The sequence below is a fragment of the Mycobacterium asiaticum genome (assembly GCF_001673365.1).
GTDB lineage: Bacteria > Actinomycetota > Actinomycetes > Mycobacteriales > Mycobacteriaceae > Mycobacterium > Mycobacterium asiaticum_A.
The window spans coordinates 111,194-127,859 of sequence record NZ_LZLS01000003.1 but is presented as its reverse complement, the minus strand read 5'-3'; the positions used below and the strand labels follow the sequence as shown (position 1 = coordinate 127,859).

10 protein-coding genes are annotated in these 16,666 nt (G+C 65.8%); 6 read left to right on the top strand and 4 right to left on the bottom strand.

Annotation, left to right across the window (positions count from 1 at the left end):
• Positions 1 to 2: 2 nt before the first annotated feature.
• The 3 genes from A5634_RS00715 (at position 3) to A5634_RS29780 (ending at position 5,991) form a co-directional block, all read left to right on the top strand.
• Positions 3 to 1,691, top strand: coding sequence for an ABC transporter ATP-binding protein (locus A5634_RS00715; protein WP_172831575.1), 1,689 nt, complete (start codon positions 3 to 5; stop codon positions 1,689 to 1,691).
• Positions 1,685 to 3,910, top strand: coding sequence for an MMPL family transporter (locus A5634_RS00710; RefSeq protein WP_065142159.1), 2,226 nt, complete (start codon positions 1,685 to 1,687; stop codon positions 3,908 to 3,910). Before A5634_RS00715 ends, A5634_RS00710 begins: the two co-directional genes overlap by 7 nt.
• 134 nt (positions 3,911 to 4,044) lie before the next feature.
• Positions 4,045 to 5,991: a serine/threonine-protein kinase gene (locus tag A5634_RS29780; protein WP_301337092.1), complete on the top strand. Its 1,947-nt coding sequence runs from the start codon at positions 4,045 to 4,047 to the stop codon at positions 5,989 to 5,991.
• Between the two features lie 18 nt (positions 5,992 to 6,009).
• On the opposite strand, the gene A5634_RS00700 is transcribed toward A5634_RS29780, so the two are convergent.
• The 4 genes from A5634_RS00700 to A5634_RS00685 all read right to left on the bottom strand — a co-directional run bounded on the left by A5634_RS00700 (position 6,010) and on the right by A5634_RS00685 (position 11,438).
• Entirely contained in the window at positions 6,010 to 7,563 is a 1,554-nt protein-coding gene (locus A5634_RS00700; protein ID WP_065142157.1) for a PE family protein, read from the bottom strand.
• A gap of 296 nt (positions 7,564 to 7,859) precedes the next feature.
• Positions 7,860 to 8,591, bottom strand: coding sequence for a VIT1/CCC1 transporter family protein (locus A5634_RS00695; RefSeq protein ID WP_065142240.1), 732 nt, complete (start codon positions 8,589 to 8,591; stop codon positions 7,860 to 7,862).
• A gap of 50 nt (positions 8,592 to 8,641) precedes the next feature.
• The gene (locus tag A5634_RS00690; protein WP_065142156.1) at positions 8,642 to 9,931 is read right to left on the bottom strand and encodes an APC family permease; all 1,290 of its coding nucleotides are present in this window, start codon (positions 9,929 to 9,931) and stop codon (positions 8,642 to 8,644) included.
• A 49-nt stretch (positions 9,932 to 9,980) separates the two neighbouring features.
• Positions 9,981 to 11,438 (bottom strand): PPE family protein, encoded by a 1,458-nt coding sequence (locus A5634_RS00685; RefSeq protein ID WP_065142155.1) that lies wholly within the window; start codon positions 11,436 to 11,438, stop codon positions 9,981 to 9,983.
• A gap of 366 nt (positions 11,439 to 11,804) precedes the next feature.
• Here A5634_RS00685 and A5634_RS00680 point away from each other — a divergent pair, with 366 nt between their 5' ends.
• The 3 genes from A5634_RS00680 (at position 11,805) to A5634_RS00670 (ending at position 16,614) form a co-directional block, all read left to right on the top strand.
• Positions 11,805 to 13,667: a serine/threonine protein kinase PknE gene (locus tag A5634_RS00680; protein WP_065142154.1), complete on the top strand. Its 1,863-nt coding sequence runs from the start codon at positions 11,805 to 11,807 to the stop codon at positions 13,665 to 13,667.
• A gap of 21 nt (positions 13,668 to 13,688) precedes the next feature.
• Positions 13,689 to 14,177 (top strand): polyketide cyclase, encoded by a 489-nt coding sequence (locus A5634_RS00675; protein ID WP_065142153.1) that lies wholly within the window; start codon positions 13,689 to 13,691, stop codon positions 14,175 to 14,177.
• A 76-nt stretch (positions 14,178 to 14,253) separates the two neighbouring features.
• A complete protein-coding gene (locus A5634_RS00670; RefSeq protein ID WP_155769272.1) occupies positions 14,254 to 16,614 on the top strand; it encodes a Tex family protein in 2,361 nt (786 codons plus the stop codon).
• The last annotated feature ends 52 nt before the right edge of the window (positions 16,615 to 16,666 follow it).

Genomic DNA, 16,666 nt, shown 5'->3' with positions numbered 1-16,666 from the left:
CGATGACGGCAAGCCTTCTTTCGCTCGCCGCCGCCACCGTACTCATCCTGGTCCAGCCGCTGCTGGCCGGCCGACTGGTCGACCGCGTGGCCACCGGTGCGCCGACAACAGCGCTGGCGGTCGGTTTGTTGGTGATGCTGCTGGCTCAGCTGCTGCTGGAGTCGCTGGGGCATTTCGAGCTGGACCGCATCGGCGAGAAGATCGTGGTGCAGTTGCGGACGTTGTTCACCGATCACGTGGTGCGGTTACCCATAGGAATGTTGGACCGGGTCCGCACCGGAGATCTGTTGGCCCGCGGAACAAGCGATGCGAGTCTGATGCGTGACATGCCGCGGGCGGTCGGCGACATCGTGTTCGGCATCCTGACCCTGCTCGGCGCGGTCGTCTTGATGTTGTCGATCGACGCGTTCACCGTGCTTGTCGTGATCATCGTGTTGACAACCGGCTTCATCGCGGGGAATCCGTTGTTGTCGCGGATTCAACGCGCCTCGTTGAATCGCCAAGCCGCGCTTGGTGATTACGCAGCCGGATTGGACCGTGCCCTGGGCGCCGCGCGCACCGTGAAGCTGTTCGGCGCCGAAGACCGCGAAGTGAAGACGATTGGCCGCAGTGCGCACGCGGCATATCAGGCCGGCGTTCACGTCGCCGCCTACACCGCGGCGAACATCGGCATCGTACGGTTAGGTATCACCGGGTCGTTCCTTGCGATCATGATCATCGACGGGCGCCGCGTCGCCGCCGGCGGTCTTTCCATCGGTCAGTTCGTCAGCCTCTTCGCCTTCGCCATGTATGCGATTTTCCCGATCAATGCTGCCTTCATCGCACTCACCGCGTTGCGTACCGCCGCCGGTGCGCACCAGCACCTGATGGCCACGATGCGGCAGCTTCCCGAAGACGATCCGCCGGCCCCGGTGGGCGCTCGTGCTCCGGTCGGCGCCATGACGATTCGTCAGGCCGCACCGCTCGTCGAGTTCGACCACGTGTCATTTTCCTACGCCGAGCGCCTCGTGCTCGATAACGTCTCCTTCACCCTCGACCGGGACCAGATCACCGCGCTGATCGGGCCGTCGGGCGCCGGAAAGTCCACGATCTTGGGCTTGTTGTGTCGATTCCACGATCCATCAGCGGGCCAGGTGCGGTGGGAAGGCCGCGAGCTGCGGGACATTGGGCTGCGGGAACTGCGCGGTCGACTCGGACTGCTGGAACAAGACGCGCCGGTGCTGCACGGCACCATCCGTGACAACCTGCTGATCGCGGATCCGGCCGCCGGCGACGCAGACCTGTGGCGTGTCCTGAAACAGGCGAATATCGCCGACGAAATCGCCGCGCTGCCAGCGCAACTCGACACCCCCGTGCTCGAACGCGGACGTAGCTTGTCCGGTGGCCAGCGCCAGCGCCTGGCCTTGGCCCGGGCATTTCTGTCGCGGTCGCAACTGATCCTGATGGATGAACCCACTGCTCATCTCGACCGCGCCAACGAGTACGACGTGATGACCAACCTGCTACGGGCCCGCGGTCAGCGAAGCCTCCTGGTGGTCGCTCACCGGCTGTCCACCGTGACCAACGCCGACCAGATCCTGGTCCTGCGCGATGGCCGTATCCAGGCTGCTGGAACGCATACGCAACTGCTAGATGCACCCGTCTATCGCGATCTCATCGAGCATGAATTCGTGCGGGAATCCCGGTGCTGACACGTATCGCTCGGGTGGCGATCGACTACCCGCGCCGCGTCATCGCCGTTGCACTACTGGTGCTGATCGGTGCGGCGATCTTCGGTGTCCCCGTTGTCGGCCGGCTATCTGCCGGGGGCGGAACAGATCCCGGCGCGGACTCGTCACGCGCGTCCGCGCTGCTCGCCCAGAAATTCGACCAGGGCGATATGACCATGATCATCACCCTTACCTCGCCGGGCGGCGTTAAAGGACCACAAGCGACCGCGGTCGGTACCGATATCGTTGCGCGGCTGAAGCTTTCACACAACACCCGGCAAGTGCAGTCGGCATGGACCGTACCGCCCGAGGCGGCGTCGTCGTTCATCAGCCGGGACGGCAAGACGGGGCTGATTGTGGTCGCCGTGTCCGGCGGTGAAAGCGACGCCCAGCGCAACGCCAAGCAGTTGGCCGACGAAGTCGTTCACGACCGGGACGGCGTCGTCGTGCGCGCCGGGGGAGACGCCACGGTCTACTGGCAGGTGAATGCTCAGACCCAGCAGGACCTGTTTCTGATGGAATCGGTGGCGCTGCCGTTGAGTTTTCTGGTGCTGGTGTGGGTGTTCGGTGGATTGGTCGCGGCGGCACTGCCTATCGCGGTGGGAATATTCGCGATCATCGGTTGCCTGGCTTCGCTGCGCGCGATAACGCTCTTTTCCGATGTGTCCATCTTCGCCCTGAACCTGTCCGTGGCCATGGGAATGGCGCTGGCCGTCGATTACACGCTGCTGATCCTCAGCCGCTACCGAGATGAATTGGCCGACGGCCACTCTCGCGATGGCGCATTGATCCGCACGATGGCGACCGCCGGACGTACCGTGTTGTTCTCCGCCATGACCGTCGCGCTGTCGATGGCGACGATGGTGCTATTCCCGCCTTACTTCCTGAAGTCCTTCGCCTACGCCGGTACCGCGGTGGTCGCTTTCGCTGCGGCGGCCGCGATCGTCGTGACACCGGCCGCGATCGTGTTGCTCGGTGGTCGGCTCGACCCGTCACGGATGACTGCGCGGATGTCGAGAATCATGTGGGGAGCTCAGGGCAGACCCGCATCGGTTGCCCAGTGGTCGTGGTACCGATGGACGAAATGGGTTATGCGCCATGCGGTCCCAATTGGAATCGCGATCACCGTGCTGTTGCTGCTACTGGGCGCACCGTTTCGCGATGCGCGGTGGGGATTCGCCGATGACCGGATTCTGCCGCCCTCGGCTTCGGCTCGCCAGGTGGGTGACCTGCTTCGCAACGACTTTCCGGACCGCGGGGTACCCGATGTCACCGTGGTGCTTCCGGATGCGTCCAATCTGAGCCCGGCCGAACTGGATAGGTACGCCAAGGCCCTCTCCCGGGTGCCGGATGTGAAATGGGTGTCCGCACTGGGCGGCACCTTCGTCGACGGTGATCGTTTCGGGCAGCCGTCGGCAATCTACGGGATCCGCGACGGCAGCATATTTCTGACCGTGGGCACCTCTGCGCCGCTATACACCGCTGCCTCAACCGATCAACTCGATCGTCTACATGCCGTACCAACCCCGAGGGGCAGAACGGCGTGGCTGACCGGTATCGCGGCGAGCAACCGCGACAGCGTGCAGGCGATAGGTACCCGATTGCCGTGGGTGCTGGCCATCATCGCCACGATCACCGTGGTTCTGGTGTTCCTGCTGACCGGCAGCGTCGTGCTGCCGATCAAAACCGTGTTGATGAACACCCTTTCGTTGTCTGCGGCCTTCGGTGCGCTGGTTTGGATTTTCCAGGAAGGACACTTTGGCGGGCTGGGTACGACCGCCACCGGCACGCTGGGCGTGCAACTCCCGGTGTTGTTGTTTTGCATCGCTTTCGGCCTCTCGATGGACTACGAGGTCTTTTTGATATCGCGGATCCGGGAGTACTGGGTCTCTTCGGATCGCGGCGCGCACGCCAACGACGAGAGTGTCGCATTGGGTGTGGCCCATACCGCGCGGGTGATTACGGCAGCGGCGCTGATCATGGCGATCTCGTTTTCGGCGCTGATGGCCGCGCAGGTGTCGTTCATGCGACTGTTCGGGTTCGGGCTGACGGTGGCGGTACTGGCCGATGCCACGCTGGTGCGAATGCTGCTGGTGCCGGCGTTCATGCATGTGCTCGGCCGGATCAACTGGTGGGCACCGAAATCTCTGGCTCGCTTACATGCCCGGTTCGGCCTCAGCGACACCGGATCTGCCGTCTGACTTTCGTCCCGGTCCAACGCAAGAGTTTCGCAAGATTTTCGACAAGATCCGGCAAGCGGTGGGCGGCAACGTATGCAGTGCCGGTCGGGTCGGCCGACCCCGCCGTGGATGCAGCGCAGGCCAGAGGAACCGAAGTGGATACCACCTACACACTCGGCAAGGTGTTTGCCGGATTCACGATCAATCGGATGCTGGGTGCGGGGGGCATGGGCGCGGTGTACTTGGCGACGCACCCGCGGTTGCCGCGGGAGAATGCGCTGAAAGTCCTACCGCCGCAACTGAGCACCGACCCGATGTTCCGCGCGCGATTCGAACGGGAGGCTGAGCTGGCGGCCGAGTTGTCACATCCGCACATCGTGCGGATTCACGACCGGGGCGAATATGACGGCCAGCTCTGGCTGTCGATGGACTATGTAGAAGGCACCGACGCGGCGGCCTTGCTGCGCGAAAGTTTCCCGGACGGAATGCCGTTGGATAGGGTCGTGGCGATCATCCGGGCGGTCGGTTCGGCCTTGGACTACGCGCATCATCGCGGCCTGCTGCACCGGGACGTCAAACCGGACAACATCTTGCTGGCCGAGGGCCACGGGCAGTCTCCGGTGGTCTATTTGGCTGACTTCGGCGTCGCACGGCGGATGCATGACGAGGCCGGGTTGACCGCAACCAACATGGCGGTCGGCACGGTGAACTACGCCGCGCCCGAGCAGTTGAAGGGTGAGCCAGTCGACGGGCGGGCTGATCAATACGCGTTGGCATGCACAGCCTTTCACCTGCTGACTGGAAAGCCGCCCTACGTCGATAGCAATTCCGCGGTGGTGATCGCCCAGCATGTCAGTGCCCCGCCGCCGTCGATCGGCGCCTTGCGTCCGGCACTGGGCGATTTGGATTGGGTATTCGCCGTCGCGATGGCAAAGGAGCCATCGCGTCGCTTCGCAAGCTGTCAAGCGTTCGCCGACCAACTGGCGGGCGACGCGGCGCCGAGTTTCGCCTACGCCGGGCAGATCCCCGGCGGTCCGGTCAATCAGTACGAGGCCGCCGTTGGCGCCGCCACCGTGGCTGCTCTAAACAGCCCGGCATTAGCCCCCACCGTACAAAGAAGGTCGCCGCGGCGGCGCCCAGGTGTCCGGGCGGGCGTCCTGGCCTGCGCTCTGTGCGGCATCGTAATGCTCGTTGCGGCAGCTTTTTTCGGTGGTATACAGCTTTACTCACGCCAGCACCAGACCGCGGTCGCCGCGACCGATACCGCCCCGGTCACGGCGCCCTCGCCGCCCAACACCGGCCCCTTTACCGGTGTCTACCAAGTTGAATTCGGCGTGGTCACCGGCGTCGACGGTCAGCCGGCCGAACGCGCGGTCACGCCGACCACCGAACTGTGGGGGGTCCGCTCGGTATGCGGGTCGTCGGGTTGCGTGGCGACGGCCGCACGCCTGGGTGGTGAGACCATGCAGGCGGCGACGTTGGTGTTGGACGAGGTCGACGGAACCTGGGTCGCGGTGAGTGTCGGATCAAGCACGTGCGCGAACGTCGACGGTGAAGTATGGGAAACGTTTGCACTGCAACCTCTTCCAGGTGGCTCGTTCTCCGGGGAGGCCACCCAGACCATGACCAAGGGGTGTGCCAACAAGCGGACGGTGACGTTCACGCGCACCGGGGACGCCGACCTGAACAGCCTGCCTGACCCCGGGGCGCTGCCGCCGCGAATCAACTCGCCGGCCGCGGCCCTGCACGGCCGCTACCACCAAACATCAACCCAACCCAATGGTTTCACCGAACAGCGTGACTACGCGGTCCGCACGGATTGCCTTCGGGCCGGTGATCGTTGCATGAGTCTGTTCCACGCCGCACCGGCAGCCGCCATGGTGTTGATCTATCGCGACGGAAGCTGGGTCTATGAACGTGAATTCGACGCCCGGTGCTGGAAGGGCGGCATGACGCACGTGAAAATAGCGGTCCCGTTCGCCTTGCCGCAGCCGACACAGGATCCGGTTACGCTGCTGGTCGGCCATGGCCGGGAAGAGCTGACGGGCAGCTCATGCCCGAGCACCGACGTGGACGTGAAATTCGCGCGTACCGGCGATTGAGCCGCGGTCGCAATTGGTTTAGACGCCGTCCAATCCGGTCGCACCTGCCTCGCCGAACAACGAGCCGCCGCTGCCGCCGGCCCCACCGGCACCGTCCGGCCCGTCCGGACCGCCGTTGCCGGCCCCACCGGCACCGCCTGGCCCGCCGGCCCCGCCGTTGCCGATCACCTTGGCGTTGCCGCCCACTCCGCCCGGTCCACCAGGACCGCCGGCGAGAGGACCGACGACCGCGGGTCCGCCTGCGCCGCCCGCTCCGCCGCCGCCACCGCTACCGATGAATCCGGCAACGCCGCCGTTACCGCCGGCACCGCCGGCCCCGCCGATAGGCCCAGGGGCGATGTTTGCGACCCCGCCGGCGCCACCGTTTCCGCCGAATCCACCGTCACCATAGAACAACCCCGCAGCACCACCGTCGCCGCCGTTGCCGCCGGTTCCAGCGCCGTAATAGGTTGCGTTCCCGCCATTTCCACCGCCGCCACCACTGCCCCACAGACCGGCGGCACCGCCCTGGCCGCCGTGCCCGCCCGCGGCACCGCCACCGGTGTTGTTCCCGCTCAGACCGCCCACTCCGCCGTCGCCACCGTTTCCGTGTATCCAACCGCCGCGACCGCCGACGCCTCCGTTACCACCGTCGAAGCCGCCCTGCAGAACCGAGCCGTAGTTGCCGGCACCGCCGCGTCCGCCGTCGCCGAACAGCCCGGCGTTACCCCCGGCGCCGCCCGCGCCACCGTCGCCACCGCGGTTGGCGAACCCGCCGTCACCGCCGTTTCCGCCGTCTCCGTAGAACCATCCGCCGCTGCCGCCCGCGCCGCCGCGCCCGCCTGCGCCCATGTAGTTATTCAGGTTGTTGTTGGTCGCGTTGCCGCCGGCGCCACCCGCACCGCCGGAACCGAACAGCCATGCATTGCCGCCCGCGCCACCGACTCCGCCGTTACCACCCAACGAGGCGTTCGACGTGGTTCCGCCCGCCCCGCCGTGTCCGCCGTTGCCGTATAACCACCCACCGTTGCCGCCGGCCCCACCGGCCCCGCTCCAGAACCCGTTGCCGCCGTTACCCCCGCTACCGATCAGGCCGGCGGCGCCACCGCTGCCGCCGGCTTGGCTGGCTGTGCTGGTGGCGAAGCTGTAGCCGTTGCCGCCGTTGCCGAAGAGCAGACCTCCCGCGCCGCCGTTGGGGGACGCCGCGGTCCCGTCGGCTCCATTGCCGATAAGTGGGCGGCCCAGTAGCGCCTGGGTCGGTGCGTTGATGATGGCGAGGAAGTCTTCTCCTAGGTTCGCCAAAGGTGCGGCGGCGGCAGCCTCGGCGGCCGCGTAGGAACTACCGGCGCCCGACAGCGATTGCACAAACTGGGCGTGGAAAGCTCCCGCTTGTGCGCTCAGGCGTTCGTAGGCTTTGCCGTGCCCGGCGAAGAGTGCCGCGACCGCGGCCGAGACCTCGTCGGCACCACTGGGGAGAAGTGTCGTAATCGCCGAATTTGCAACAACATTGGCTTCGCTCAGCGCCGAACCAATGCCCCTGAGATTTCCTGCCGTCGCCGCCAGGACTTCGGGACCTACGACCACAAATGACACCGGGATCCTCCTGCTTCGTGTCGAGCCATGCTCGAACCTGCCAAGGTTGAGCGGAGCATAGCGGGCAGCGGTTGGCCAACAATCGTTTTCGACAATGTTTTTGCGATATTCACCATTTCCGTTTGCGGAGTGAGTGTTCCGCGCTACCGGCCCTCGCCTGCGATGCGCTATCGCTGCGGACTGAACCGGAACCGGCACCCGGTGACAGTCCGCGGGACGACGCGCATATAGTGCGACTTCTCGGAGTCGGTCCACGACAGCACTTGCGCGCGTTCGCTTCCGCGAGCTAACTCCGCTCAGCCGATAGCGGTGCCGAACAAATGGCCAACCAGATAGGTAAACGCCAAACCGGCAGCCCCGCCGAACACAACACGCGAGACCGCGCGCCCTACGCTGCTGCCCCCGATCCTGGCGCTGAGCGTCCCGGCCAATCCGAGTGCGATCAACACCGCAACGAACGTCACTGGTACGCGCCAGGTTGCCGGCGGCAGCAGGATTGCCAACAGCGGAAGCAATGCTCCAGCGATGAATGAAGCGGCCGAGGCCACCGCGGCATGCCACGGATTTGTCAGCTCTTCGGGATCGAGGTTGAGCTCGGCCTCGGCATGCGCCGCGAATGCATCGTGAGCGGTAAGTTCCTCGGCCACCCGCGCGGCGGTTTTCGGTGAAAGGCCTTTGGCCGCATAGATGGCGGTGAGTTCGGCCAGTTCGGCTTCGGGAGTCTGGTGCAATTCGGAACGTTCCTTGGCAAGCATGGCGCGCTCACTGTCGCGTTGACTGGATACCGAGACATATTCGCCTAACGCCATCGAGACAGCGCCGGCCACCAAACCGGCCAACCCTGCGGTGAAGATCGGTCCGCGTTGCGCCGTCGCTCCGGCAACGCCGACGACGATACCGGCTACCGAGACAATGCCATCGTTGGCGCCAAGCACGGCCGCTCGCAACCAGTTCAATCTTTCCGACGCGCCATCACCGTGCGGCTCAGCCGCATGGATTCGTTTCCCGCTCACCACGGGACCAGCCAACCGCACCGACGTGATCCGCGCCAGCAAGCGCAGCCTCACCGAATATTCCATTAATCGGTCGGTCCGCGGGATCTGCGTCGAACGAGACGACGACCCCAGAACAGCAACGCACCCACTGTTAGAACGCCGGCGCCCGCGATGATCGATGACCACGGCAATGCCAGCGCCACCAGTGCGCAACCCGAAAAACCCACCACCGGAATGACTTTGGCCGGGGCACCTTCTTCGCGTCGCAGCGTTAAGGCCGAGGCGTTTGCGATCGCGTAGTAGACCAGCACCGCAAAGGACGAAAAGCCGATTGCCCCGCGCAGATCCACGGTCGCCGCCAGCAGCGCAGCCAACGCTGCGACCGTGAGCTCGGCGCGGTGCGGCACTCGGAAGCGCGGGTGCACCGCGTCGAGCAGGCCCGGAAGATGACGGTCTCGCGCCATCGCCAGCGTGGTGCGCGATACCCCCAACAGCAGTGACAGCAACGAACCCAGTGCGGCGAGCACCGCGGCGACAGCGATAACGGGCGGCAGCCACGTGGCGCCCGCTGCGCGCACGGCGTCCGTCAACGGTGAAGCCGTCGCGGCAAGTCGCTGCGGTCCCAGCGCCGATAGGACCGCGGTCGCAACCGCGGCGTAGACGACCAGCGTGAGTGCGAGTGCGGTCACTATTGCCCGGGGGATGGTGCGAACCGGGTCGCGAACCTCCTCGCCCAGCGTGGCGATGCGAGCGTACCCGGCGAAAGCGAAGAACAAGAAGCCTGCCGATTGCAGTACTCCGGTGCCATGAACATCGCCGGACAGGGACAGGTTTGCGAAATTGCCTGCGCCGGAACTGAAAACAGATCCCACCACGCAGGCAAGCGCCAGTAGAACCGTCACCACGATGACCCGGGTCAGCCATGCCGCCTTCGTCACGCCGACATAGTTGACCGCCGTCAGGCCCACCACCGCCATGACCGCGACGGCGTGGGCGTGGGCCGGCCACGCGTACCAGCCGACGGTCAGCGCCATCGCCGCGCACGAGGCGGTCTTTCCGACGACAAATCCCCAACCCGCGAGAAAACCCCAGAATTCGCCCAGCCGTTCTCGTCCGTAGACGTACGTGCCACCGGAGGCGGGATAGAGCGCCGCCAATCGGGCCGATGAGGTCGCGTTGCAGTACGCCAGCACTGCGGCCACTGCCAAACCGATCAGCAGCCCCGCCCCGGCGGCTTGCGCGGCGGGGGCCAGCGCGGCAAAGATCCCCGCACCGAGCATCGAGCCCAGCCCGATCACGACCGCGTCGCCGACACCAAGGCTGCGCCGCAACCTGTTGTCCGGGTCGGGTAGCGCCGGTTCAGCTGCTGTCACGCCAACACGCTACGGCGATCGCTAGTTGGTCCCCAACCGGTGGCGCCGATCAGTGTGCAGGCGGTCCTTCGGCAGCTGGATCGGTGCCCCAGGTGCCCGGCATCATCGGCAACGTCGGTGCCTCGGAGAGCGAGTCACCCGTCATCGTCGTCAACCCAGCTGCCTCGCGGACTCTGGATTTCGTTGCGGTGCCGGTGAATCCGAGCGGTCCGGCACCTGAATCCGACGCGGAAAAGTCGGTCGGTCGATCCTCCAACACCCATTCGGGGGTGTCGTCCAGGGTCAGGTACTCGTCGCGGTAACCGCGATTCTTGGCCTCACCGCGGCGTTGCCTGCGCGCCTTTGCCGAGCCAGTGGCCGCCGCGGAGGCCGCCGATGCGGCGGCGATCTTCGACGCGGGCGCGCTGGCGGTCGCCTTGTTGTGCAAAGCGGGACCGAGCGTAGGGCCCGGGCCGGGACCGCCGACCAGATAGGCGAAACCCTGGAATCCGGGGGGCGGGGCCGTGGACGCGGTGGCCGTGGTGGCCGGCGCCTGGGAAGGGACGCTGGATGCCGGCGCCGCGCCGGCGGTTGTCACGGTAGGGGACAGGGTTGCCACCGGCACAACCTGCTGCGGGCCGGCGACGACAGGCACCTCCGTGGCCAGTAGGGCCGGAGCTTCCGGGACAAGGGACAGAGCGGAAAGCCCGAGCGCAAGCGGGATGGCTCCGAACCCCGGTGCGGCAACCGCGGCATACATCGGGGTCCCCATCAACGCGAAAACGCCCGCGTAGGCGAATACGTAAATCAGTGGAAGCCATGTCGTGAACGCGGCGCTCGGGTTGGTGGCGAAGTCGATGATGAGTTGTCCCACCGTGCCGACCGGATCGGTGACGAGTGCCTTCAAGACGCGGTACATGCTGGTGAAATGCTCGGACCAGGCCAGCAATTCTTCGATGGGATCGGTGGGCGGTGACGAGGCCGGTTCCGCGGTGGCGATCGGCGGTGCCGCATCGGCAGGGGTGAGAGCCGTCCAAGCCGCGGTCGAAAGTGCCTGGTACACAGCCATTGTGGTGGCGGCCTGTATCCACATCCGGACATAGTCGGCTTCGTTCAACGCGATCGGGATGGTGTTGATGCCGAAGAAATTGGTCGCGACCAACACTCCGTGGACGGCGTGATTGGCCGCCAGTTCGGCGAGCGTGGGCATGGCTGCCAGCGCGGACTCGTAGGCGGCCGCTGCCGCCCGGTGTTGTGCCGCGGCGCCGGCACTGCTGGTGCTGTTATGTACCAGCCAGTCCAGGTACGGCAGATGCGCCGCGACGTACTGCGCGGCCGTCGGGCCGTCCCACGACGCGCCCTGTGTCGCGGCTAGCACCGCGGACAGTTCCGCTGCAATCTGGGTGTATTCGACGCTGAGGGTCTGCCATGCCGATGCGGCCGCCAGCAATGGGCCGGGTCCTGGCCCAGTGCTCAGCAGACTCGAGTGCACCTCGGGCGGTGCGGCCATCCACACCGGAGCGGTCATCGTGCCCTCATCCCGTGGCACACGGCGCGAGAGCAAGAATTGTCAGCCATCAGGTGTTCTCGACGACAGCGCATGGGTCCGGGTCTCCTCGTATAGTCGGCAGGACTGCTGCGGGCCAAGTTAGCATTGGGTAACCTAACAAAGCCGTGTATTCATTGACGCCGTGCCGTCCCCGCTCAAATCAATTACTTAACTAACGACGGTCTGGATAGTCAGCGCGCCCGATAGTTGCTGAAGCCATTAGCCTTATGCGTGGCACGCCACCGCGTACTCGTCTCCGGCGCAATCACTGGTCGGGAGCGCGAAGGCGCTTCGGATGAGTTTGCTCGCATCGAACGCTGATGGAAGGCGGGTGAGGAGTCGGCGATGGCTGATACGACCGAGGGTTCGCGAGAGGGTACGCAATTCGGGCCGTATCGATTGCGACGCCTGGTCGGCCGCGGCGGCATGGGCGACGTCTACGAGGCCGAGGACACCGTGCGGGAACGGGTCGTCGCACTGAAACTGATGTCGCAGTCGTTGTCACAGGACCCGGTCTTCCGCACCCGGATGCAACGTGAGGCACGCACCGCCGGACGGTTGCAGGAACCGCATGTGGTGCCGATCCACGACTACGGCGAGATCGACGGTCAGCTGTATGTGGATATGCGCCTGATCGACGGCAAAGACCTGGCGGCCATCCTCAAACGCTTCGGACCGCTCACCCCGCCTCGCGCTGTGGCGATTATTCGCCAGATCGGCTCGGCGCTAGACGCCGCGCACGCCGCCGGAGTGACGCATCGTGACGTAAAACCGGAAAACATCCTGGTCAGCAGCGACGATTTTGCCTACCTGGTCGACTTCGGCATCGCCAGCGCCGGGACCGACGAAAAGCTCACCCAGCTCGGTAGCACCGTCGGCACGTTGTACTACATGGCCCCGGAGCGTTTCGGCGAAACCGAAGTGACTTACCGCGCCGACATCTACGCATTGGCGTGTGTGTTATATGAATGCCTGGCCGGATCGCCACCATTTCGGGGCGACCAGCTCAGCGTGATGGGTTCGCACATCAACAAACCAGTGCCACGGCCCAGTCTGGCGCGTTCCGGCATTCCGGCCGCGTTCGACGCGGTGATCGCCCGCGGCATGGCCAAGGATCCGGCAGATCGGTACCCCACCTGTAGCGACCTGTCGGCGGCGGCCTATGCGGCGCTGGCCAGCCCCGATCAAGACCGTGCTTCCGATATTTTGTCGCGCAGCCAGGTTGCCCAGGTGCCGCCCCAGTTCGCCGGCCAGACCCCCAGCGGCTATGCGCCGGTCCCACCGCCCGCACATGCGATGCCGCACGGGGGATCGGCGCCCGTACCGTGGCCGTCCGGGCCTGGGTCAGTGCCTGGGTCAGCGCCCATGCCCACGCCCATGCCCACGCCCATGTCCGCATCGGGGCCGCCGCCGCAATGGGCCGGAACGCACGGCTGGGGTGCGGCACCGCCGGGCAGCACCGGAGTACCGCAGTGGGGCCAGCAGCCGAACCGTCCGAGCGGATTGCTGCGCAAGCCCTGGCTCTGGGTAGGCCTTGCCATCGCCGTCATCGTGGCGGTCGCGGGAGGATTGATCATCGGTTTATCCGGGTCGAAGCGCTCGGCCGCGCCGCCGAAGACCTCGACACCGCAGCCGGCTGCCGACGCGGTCGCCCTCAACGTGCTCAATGACGGGGTATTCATTGGCAGTTCGGCGGCGATCGCCACGATCGATGTGTTCAACGAGCCGATCTGCCCACCGTGCGGGGCTTTCATCAGGTCCTACGCCAGCGATATCGAGACGGCCGTAGAGAACAAGAAACTTGCGGTGCGCTACCACCTGCTGACCTTTTTGGACGAACAGTCCCACACCAAGAACTACTCGACTCGCGCCGTCGCGGCGTCGTACTGCGTTGCGACGCAAAACGATCCGAAGATCTATATGAGCTTCTACGCCGCGCTGTTCGGCAGCGATTTCCAGCCGCAAGAGGGCGCTCTGTCGGACCGCACTGACGCCGAACTGGCGCATCTGGCACAAACCGTGGGCGCCAACACCACCGCCACGAACTGCATCAAGTCCGGTGCCGACCTCGGCACCGCGCAAACCAAAGCCACCAACGCCAGTACGTCGTTGGCCGGGTTCAACGCCAACGGCACGCCGTTCGTATGGGACGGCAGCAGCGGTGTGGACCTGCAGAATCCGAACTGGCTGACCAAACTGATCGGCTGACCTACCCAACAGTGAGGACGCATGACCGAACGCATCGAGACCGAGCGCACCATCGCAGCGTCCGCGGCTGACATCTTCGCGGTGCTCTGCGACCCGCAGGGCCATGTCGCGATCGACTCGTCCGGGATGCTGCAGGACGCCGACGGCGACCCGGTGACCGCCGTGGGCGACAGCTTCGTCGTCCACATGGACCGCGAGTCGCTGAACGACTTTCCGCAACTGGGTAAATACGACGTCACCGTTGAGATCACCGAGTTCGAGCAGGACCGGTTGATCGCCTGGACGATCCTCGGCCAGATCCGGCCCCAAATCGGCCACGTCTACGGTTACCGCCTGGCGCCCGCCGAAACTTCTGATGCGGCGACGGTGGTCACCTCGTTCTACGACTGGTCGAACATCGATCAACAGTGGCGGGACGCGGGAATTTTCCCGGTCATCTCCGAAGCCGCGCTGCGAGCGACGCTGGGCGTTCTGGACCGAACTGTGCGCCGCGGCTACCCGCGGGGTTAAGCGGGTCCAGCCGCGCAGCAGGCTCGCCGTGCCCGCTTGACCGACGCTGTCGGACATGTTCGGTAGGGTCCTGCGGGTGAATCCGACCGTACCGATCAAATCCGTAAACGCCCGTCTCGCTGAGGAACTGGCGATTGAACAGGTCCAAGTTGTCGCCGCCGTCAAGCTCCTGGACGAAGGCGCCACCGTCCCGTTCATCGCCCGCTACCGCAAGGAAGTCACCGGCAGTCTGGACGACGGTCAACTGCGCACCCTCGAGGAGCGGTTGCGTTACCTGCGGGAACTCGACGAGCGCCGGGCGGCGGTGCTGGCCTCCATCGAGGAACAGGGCAAGTTGACCGACGCGCTGAAGCGGGCGCTGCTGGCGGCCGAGACCAAGGCGCGCGTCGAAGACATCTATCTGCCCTACAAGCCCAAGCGGCGGACCAAGGCGCAGATTGCCCGCGAGGCGGGCTTGGAGCCGCTGGCCGACCAGTTGGTCACCGATCCCACGCTGGTCCCCGACGTCGTTGCCGAGACGTTTCTCGGTGACGATGTCGCCGATGCCGCCGCCGCTTTGGAAGGCGCCCGGCACATCCTTATCGAACGGGCGGCCGAGGACGCGGAGCTGGTCGGCGCGATTCGCGAGACATTTTGGGGGAGAGCGTCGCTCCGGACCAAACCTTGGTCTGAGGAAGCCGCGAAAAGTGCTGAGGCACAGAAGTTTCGCGACTACTTCGACTTTGCCGAACCGCTGGAGAAAATGCCGTCCCACCGCGTCCTCGCGGTGCTGCGCGGGGAGAAGGAAAAGGCATTAGCCTTCAACTTCGACGGCGGGCACGACGAGGTGTACGAAGCGATGATCGCGCGCACTCTCGGGATCGACATGTCGGCGCCGCATGCAGTTCACCCGGCGACACCGTGGCTGTCCACCACGGTGAGCCTTGCCTGGCGGGCCAGGCTGATGTTCTCCGCCACGATCGACGCCCGGATGCGGCTGCGGCAACGCGCGGAAGAGGAGGCGGTGGCGGTGTTCGCCAGGAATCTCAAGGACCTGCTGCTTGCCGCCCCTGCCGGAGCGCGCACGACGCTGGGCCTGGACCCGGGCTTTCGAACCGGCGTCAAGGTTGCCGTGGTGGACGGCACCGGCAAGGTGCTCGATACATGCGCCATCTATCCGCATGCGCCGCAACGGCAGTGGAAGGCCGCCAAGGCGGCCTTGGCCGCGCTGGTGGCCCGGCACGGCGTGGAGTTGATTGCGGTGGGTAACGGAACAGCTTCGCGGGAAACCGATGCTCTGGCAAGCGAATTGATCGCCGACATCCGCGCTGCGGGTGCCGGCGCCCCCGCGAAAGCGATGGTCAGCGAAGCTGGCGCATCGGTGTATTCCGCATCGGCGTATGCGGCACACGAGTTGCCCGATCTGGACGTGACGCTGCGCGGGGCGGTGTCGATCGCCCGGCGGTTGCAGGATCCGCTCGCCGAACTGGTGAAGATCGAGCCGAAGTCGATCGGTGTCGGGCAGTACCAACACGACGTGACCCCGGGAATCCTGGCACGAAGCCTGGACGCCGTGGTCGAGGACGCGGTCAACGCCGTGGGTGTCGACCTCAATACCGCATCGGTCCCGCTATTGGCGCGGGTGTCGGGCATCTCGGAATCGTTGGCCGAGGCCATCGTCGGCCACCGCGACAGCACCGGCCCGTTCGCCAACCGCCGTGCGCTGCTGGAAGTTCCACGGTTGGGGCCCAAGGCCTTTGAACAATGCGCGGGATTTCTTCGGATCCGTGACGGGGACGACCCACTGGACGCTTCGGGAGTCCACCCCGAGGCGTACCCGGTGGTCCGGCGCATCCTGGACCGCTCCGGTGTCGCGCTGGCCGAGATCATCGGTGACGAACGTGCGTTGCGGAAGCTTCGTCCCTCCGATTTCGCCGACGACAGGTTCGGCATCCCGACGGTGACCGACATCCTCGCCGAACTGGAAAAGCCCGGCCGGGACCCGCGGCCGGCGTTCACTTCGGCGACCTTCGCGGCTGGCGTCGAGAAGATCGCCGACCTCAAGGCGGGCATGGTGTTGGAAGGGGTCGTCACCAACGTGGCTGCCTTCGGCGCTTTCGTCGACGTCGGAGTGCACCAAGACGGACTCGTGCACATCTCGGCGATGGCGCAGCGATACGTGTCCGATCCCCACGAAGTGGTCAGATCCGGTCAAGTCGTGCGAGTAAAGGTGATGGAAGTCGACGTCGAACGTCAGCGCATCGGCCTGAGCCTGCGTCTGGATGACGAGCCGCAACGGGACAAGCGTCCCGACCGTGCTGCACGAACCCCGCGGGACGGCAGACCGGGCCCGCGGCAGAAGAATTCGCAGCACACCAGAAGTTCGGGCCGGGCGGGCGCCGGTTCGGCGGGCAATTCGATGGCCCAGGCGTTGCGCGATGCGGGATTCGGGCGGTAGTGACGGATCCGCGACGGGTAGTACTACTCATTCGCCGTCGCGGATAACTGGG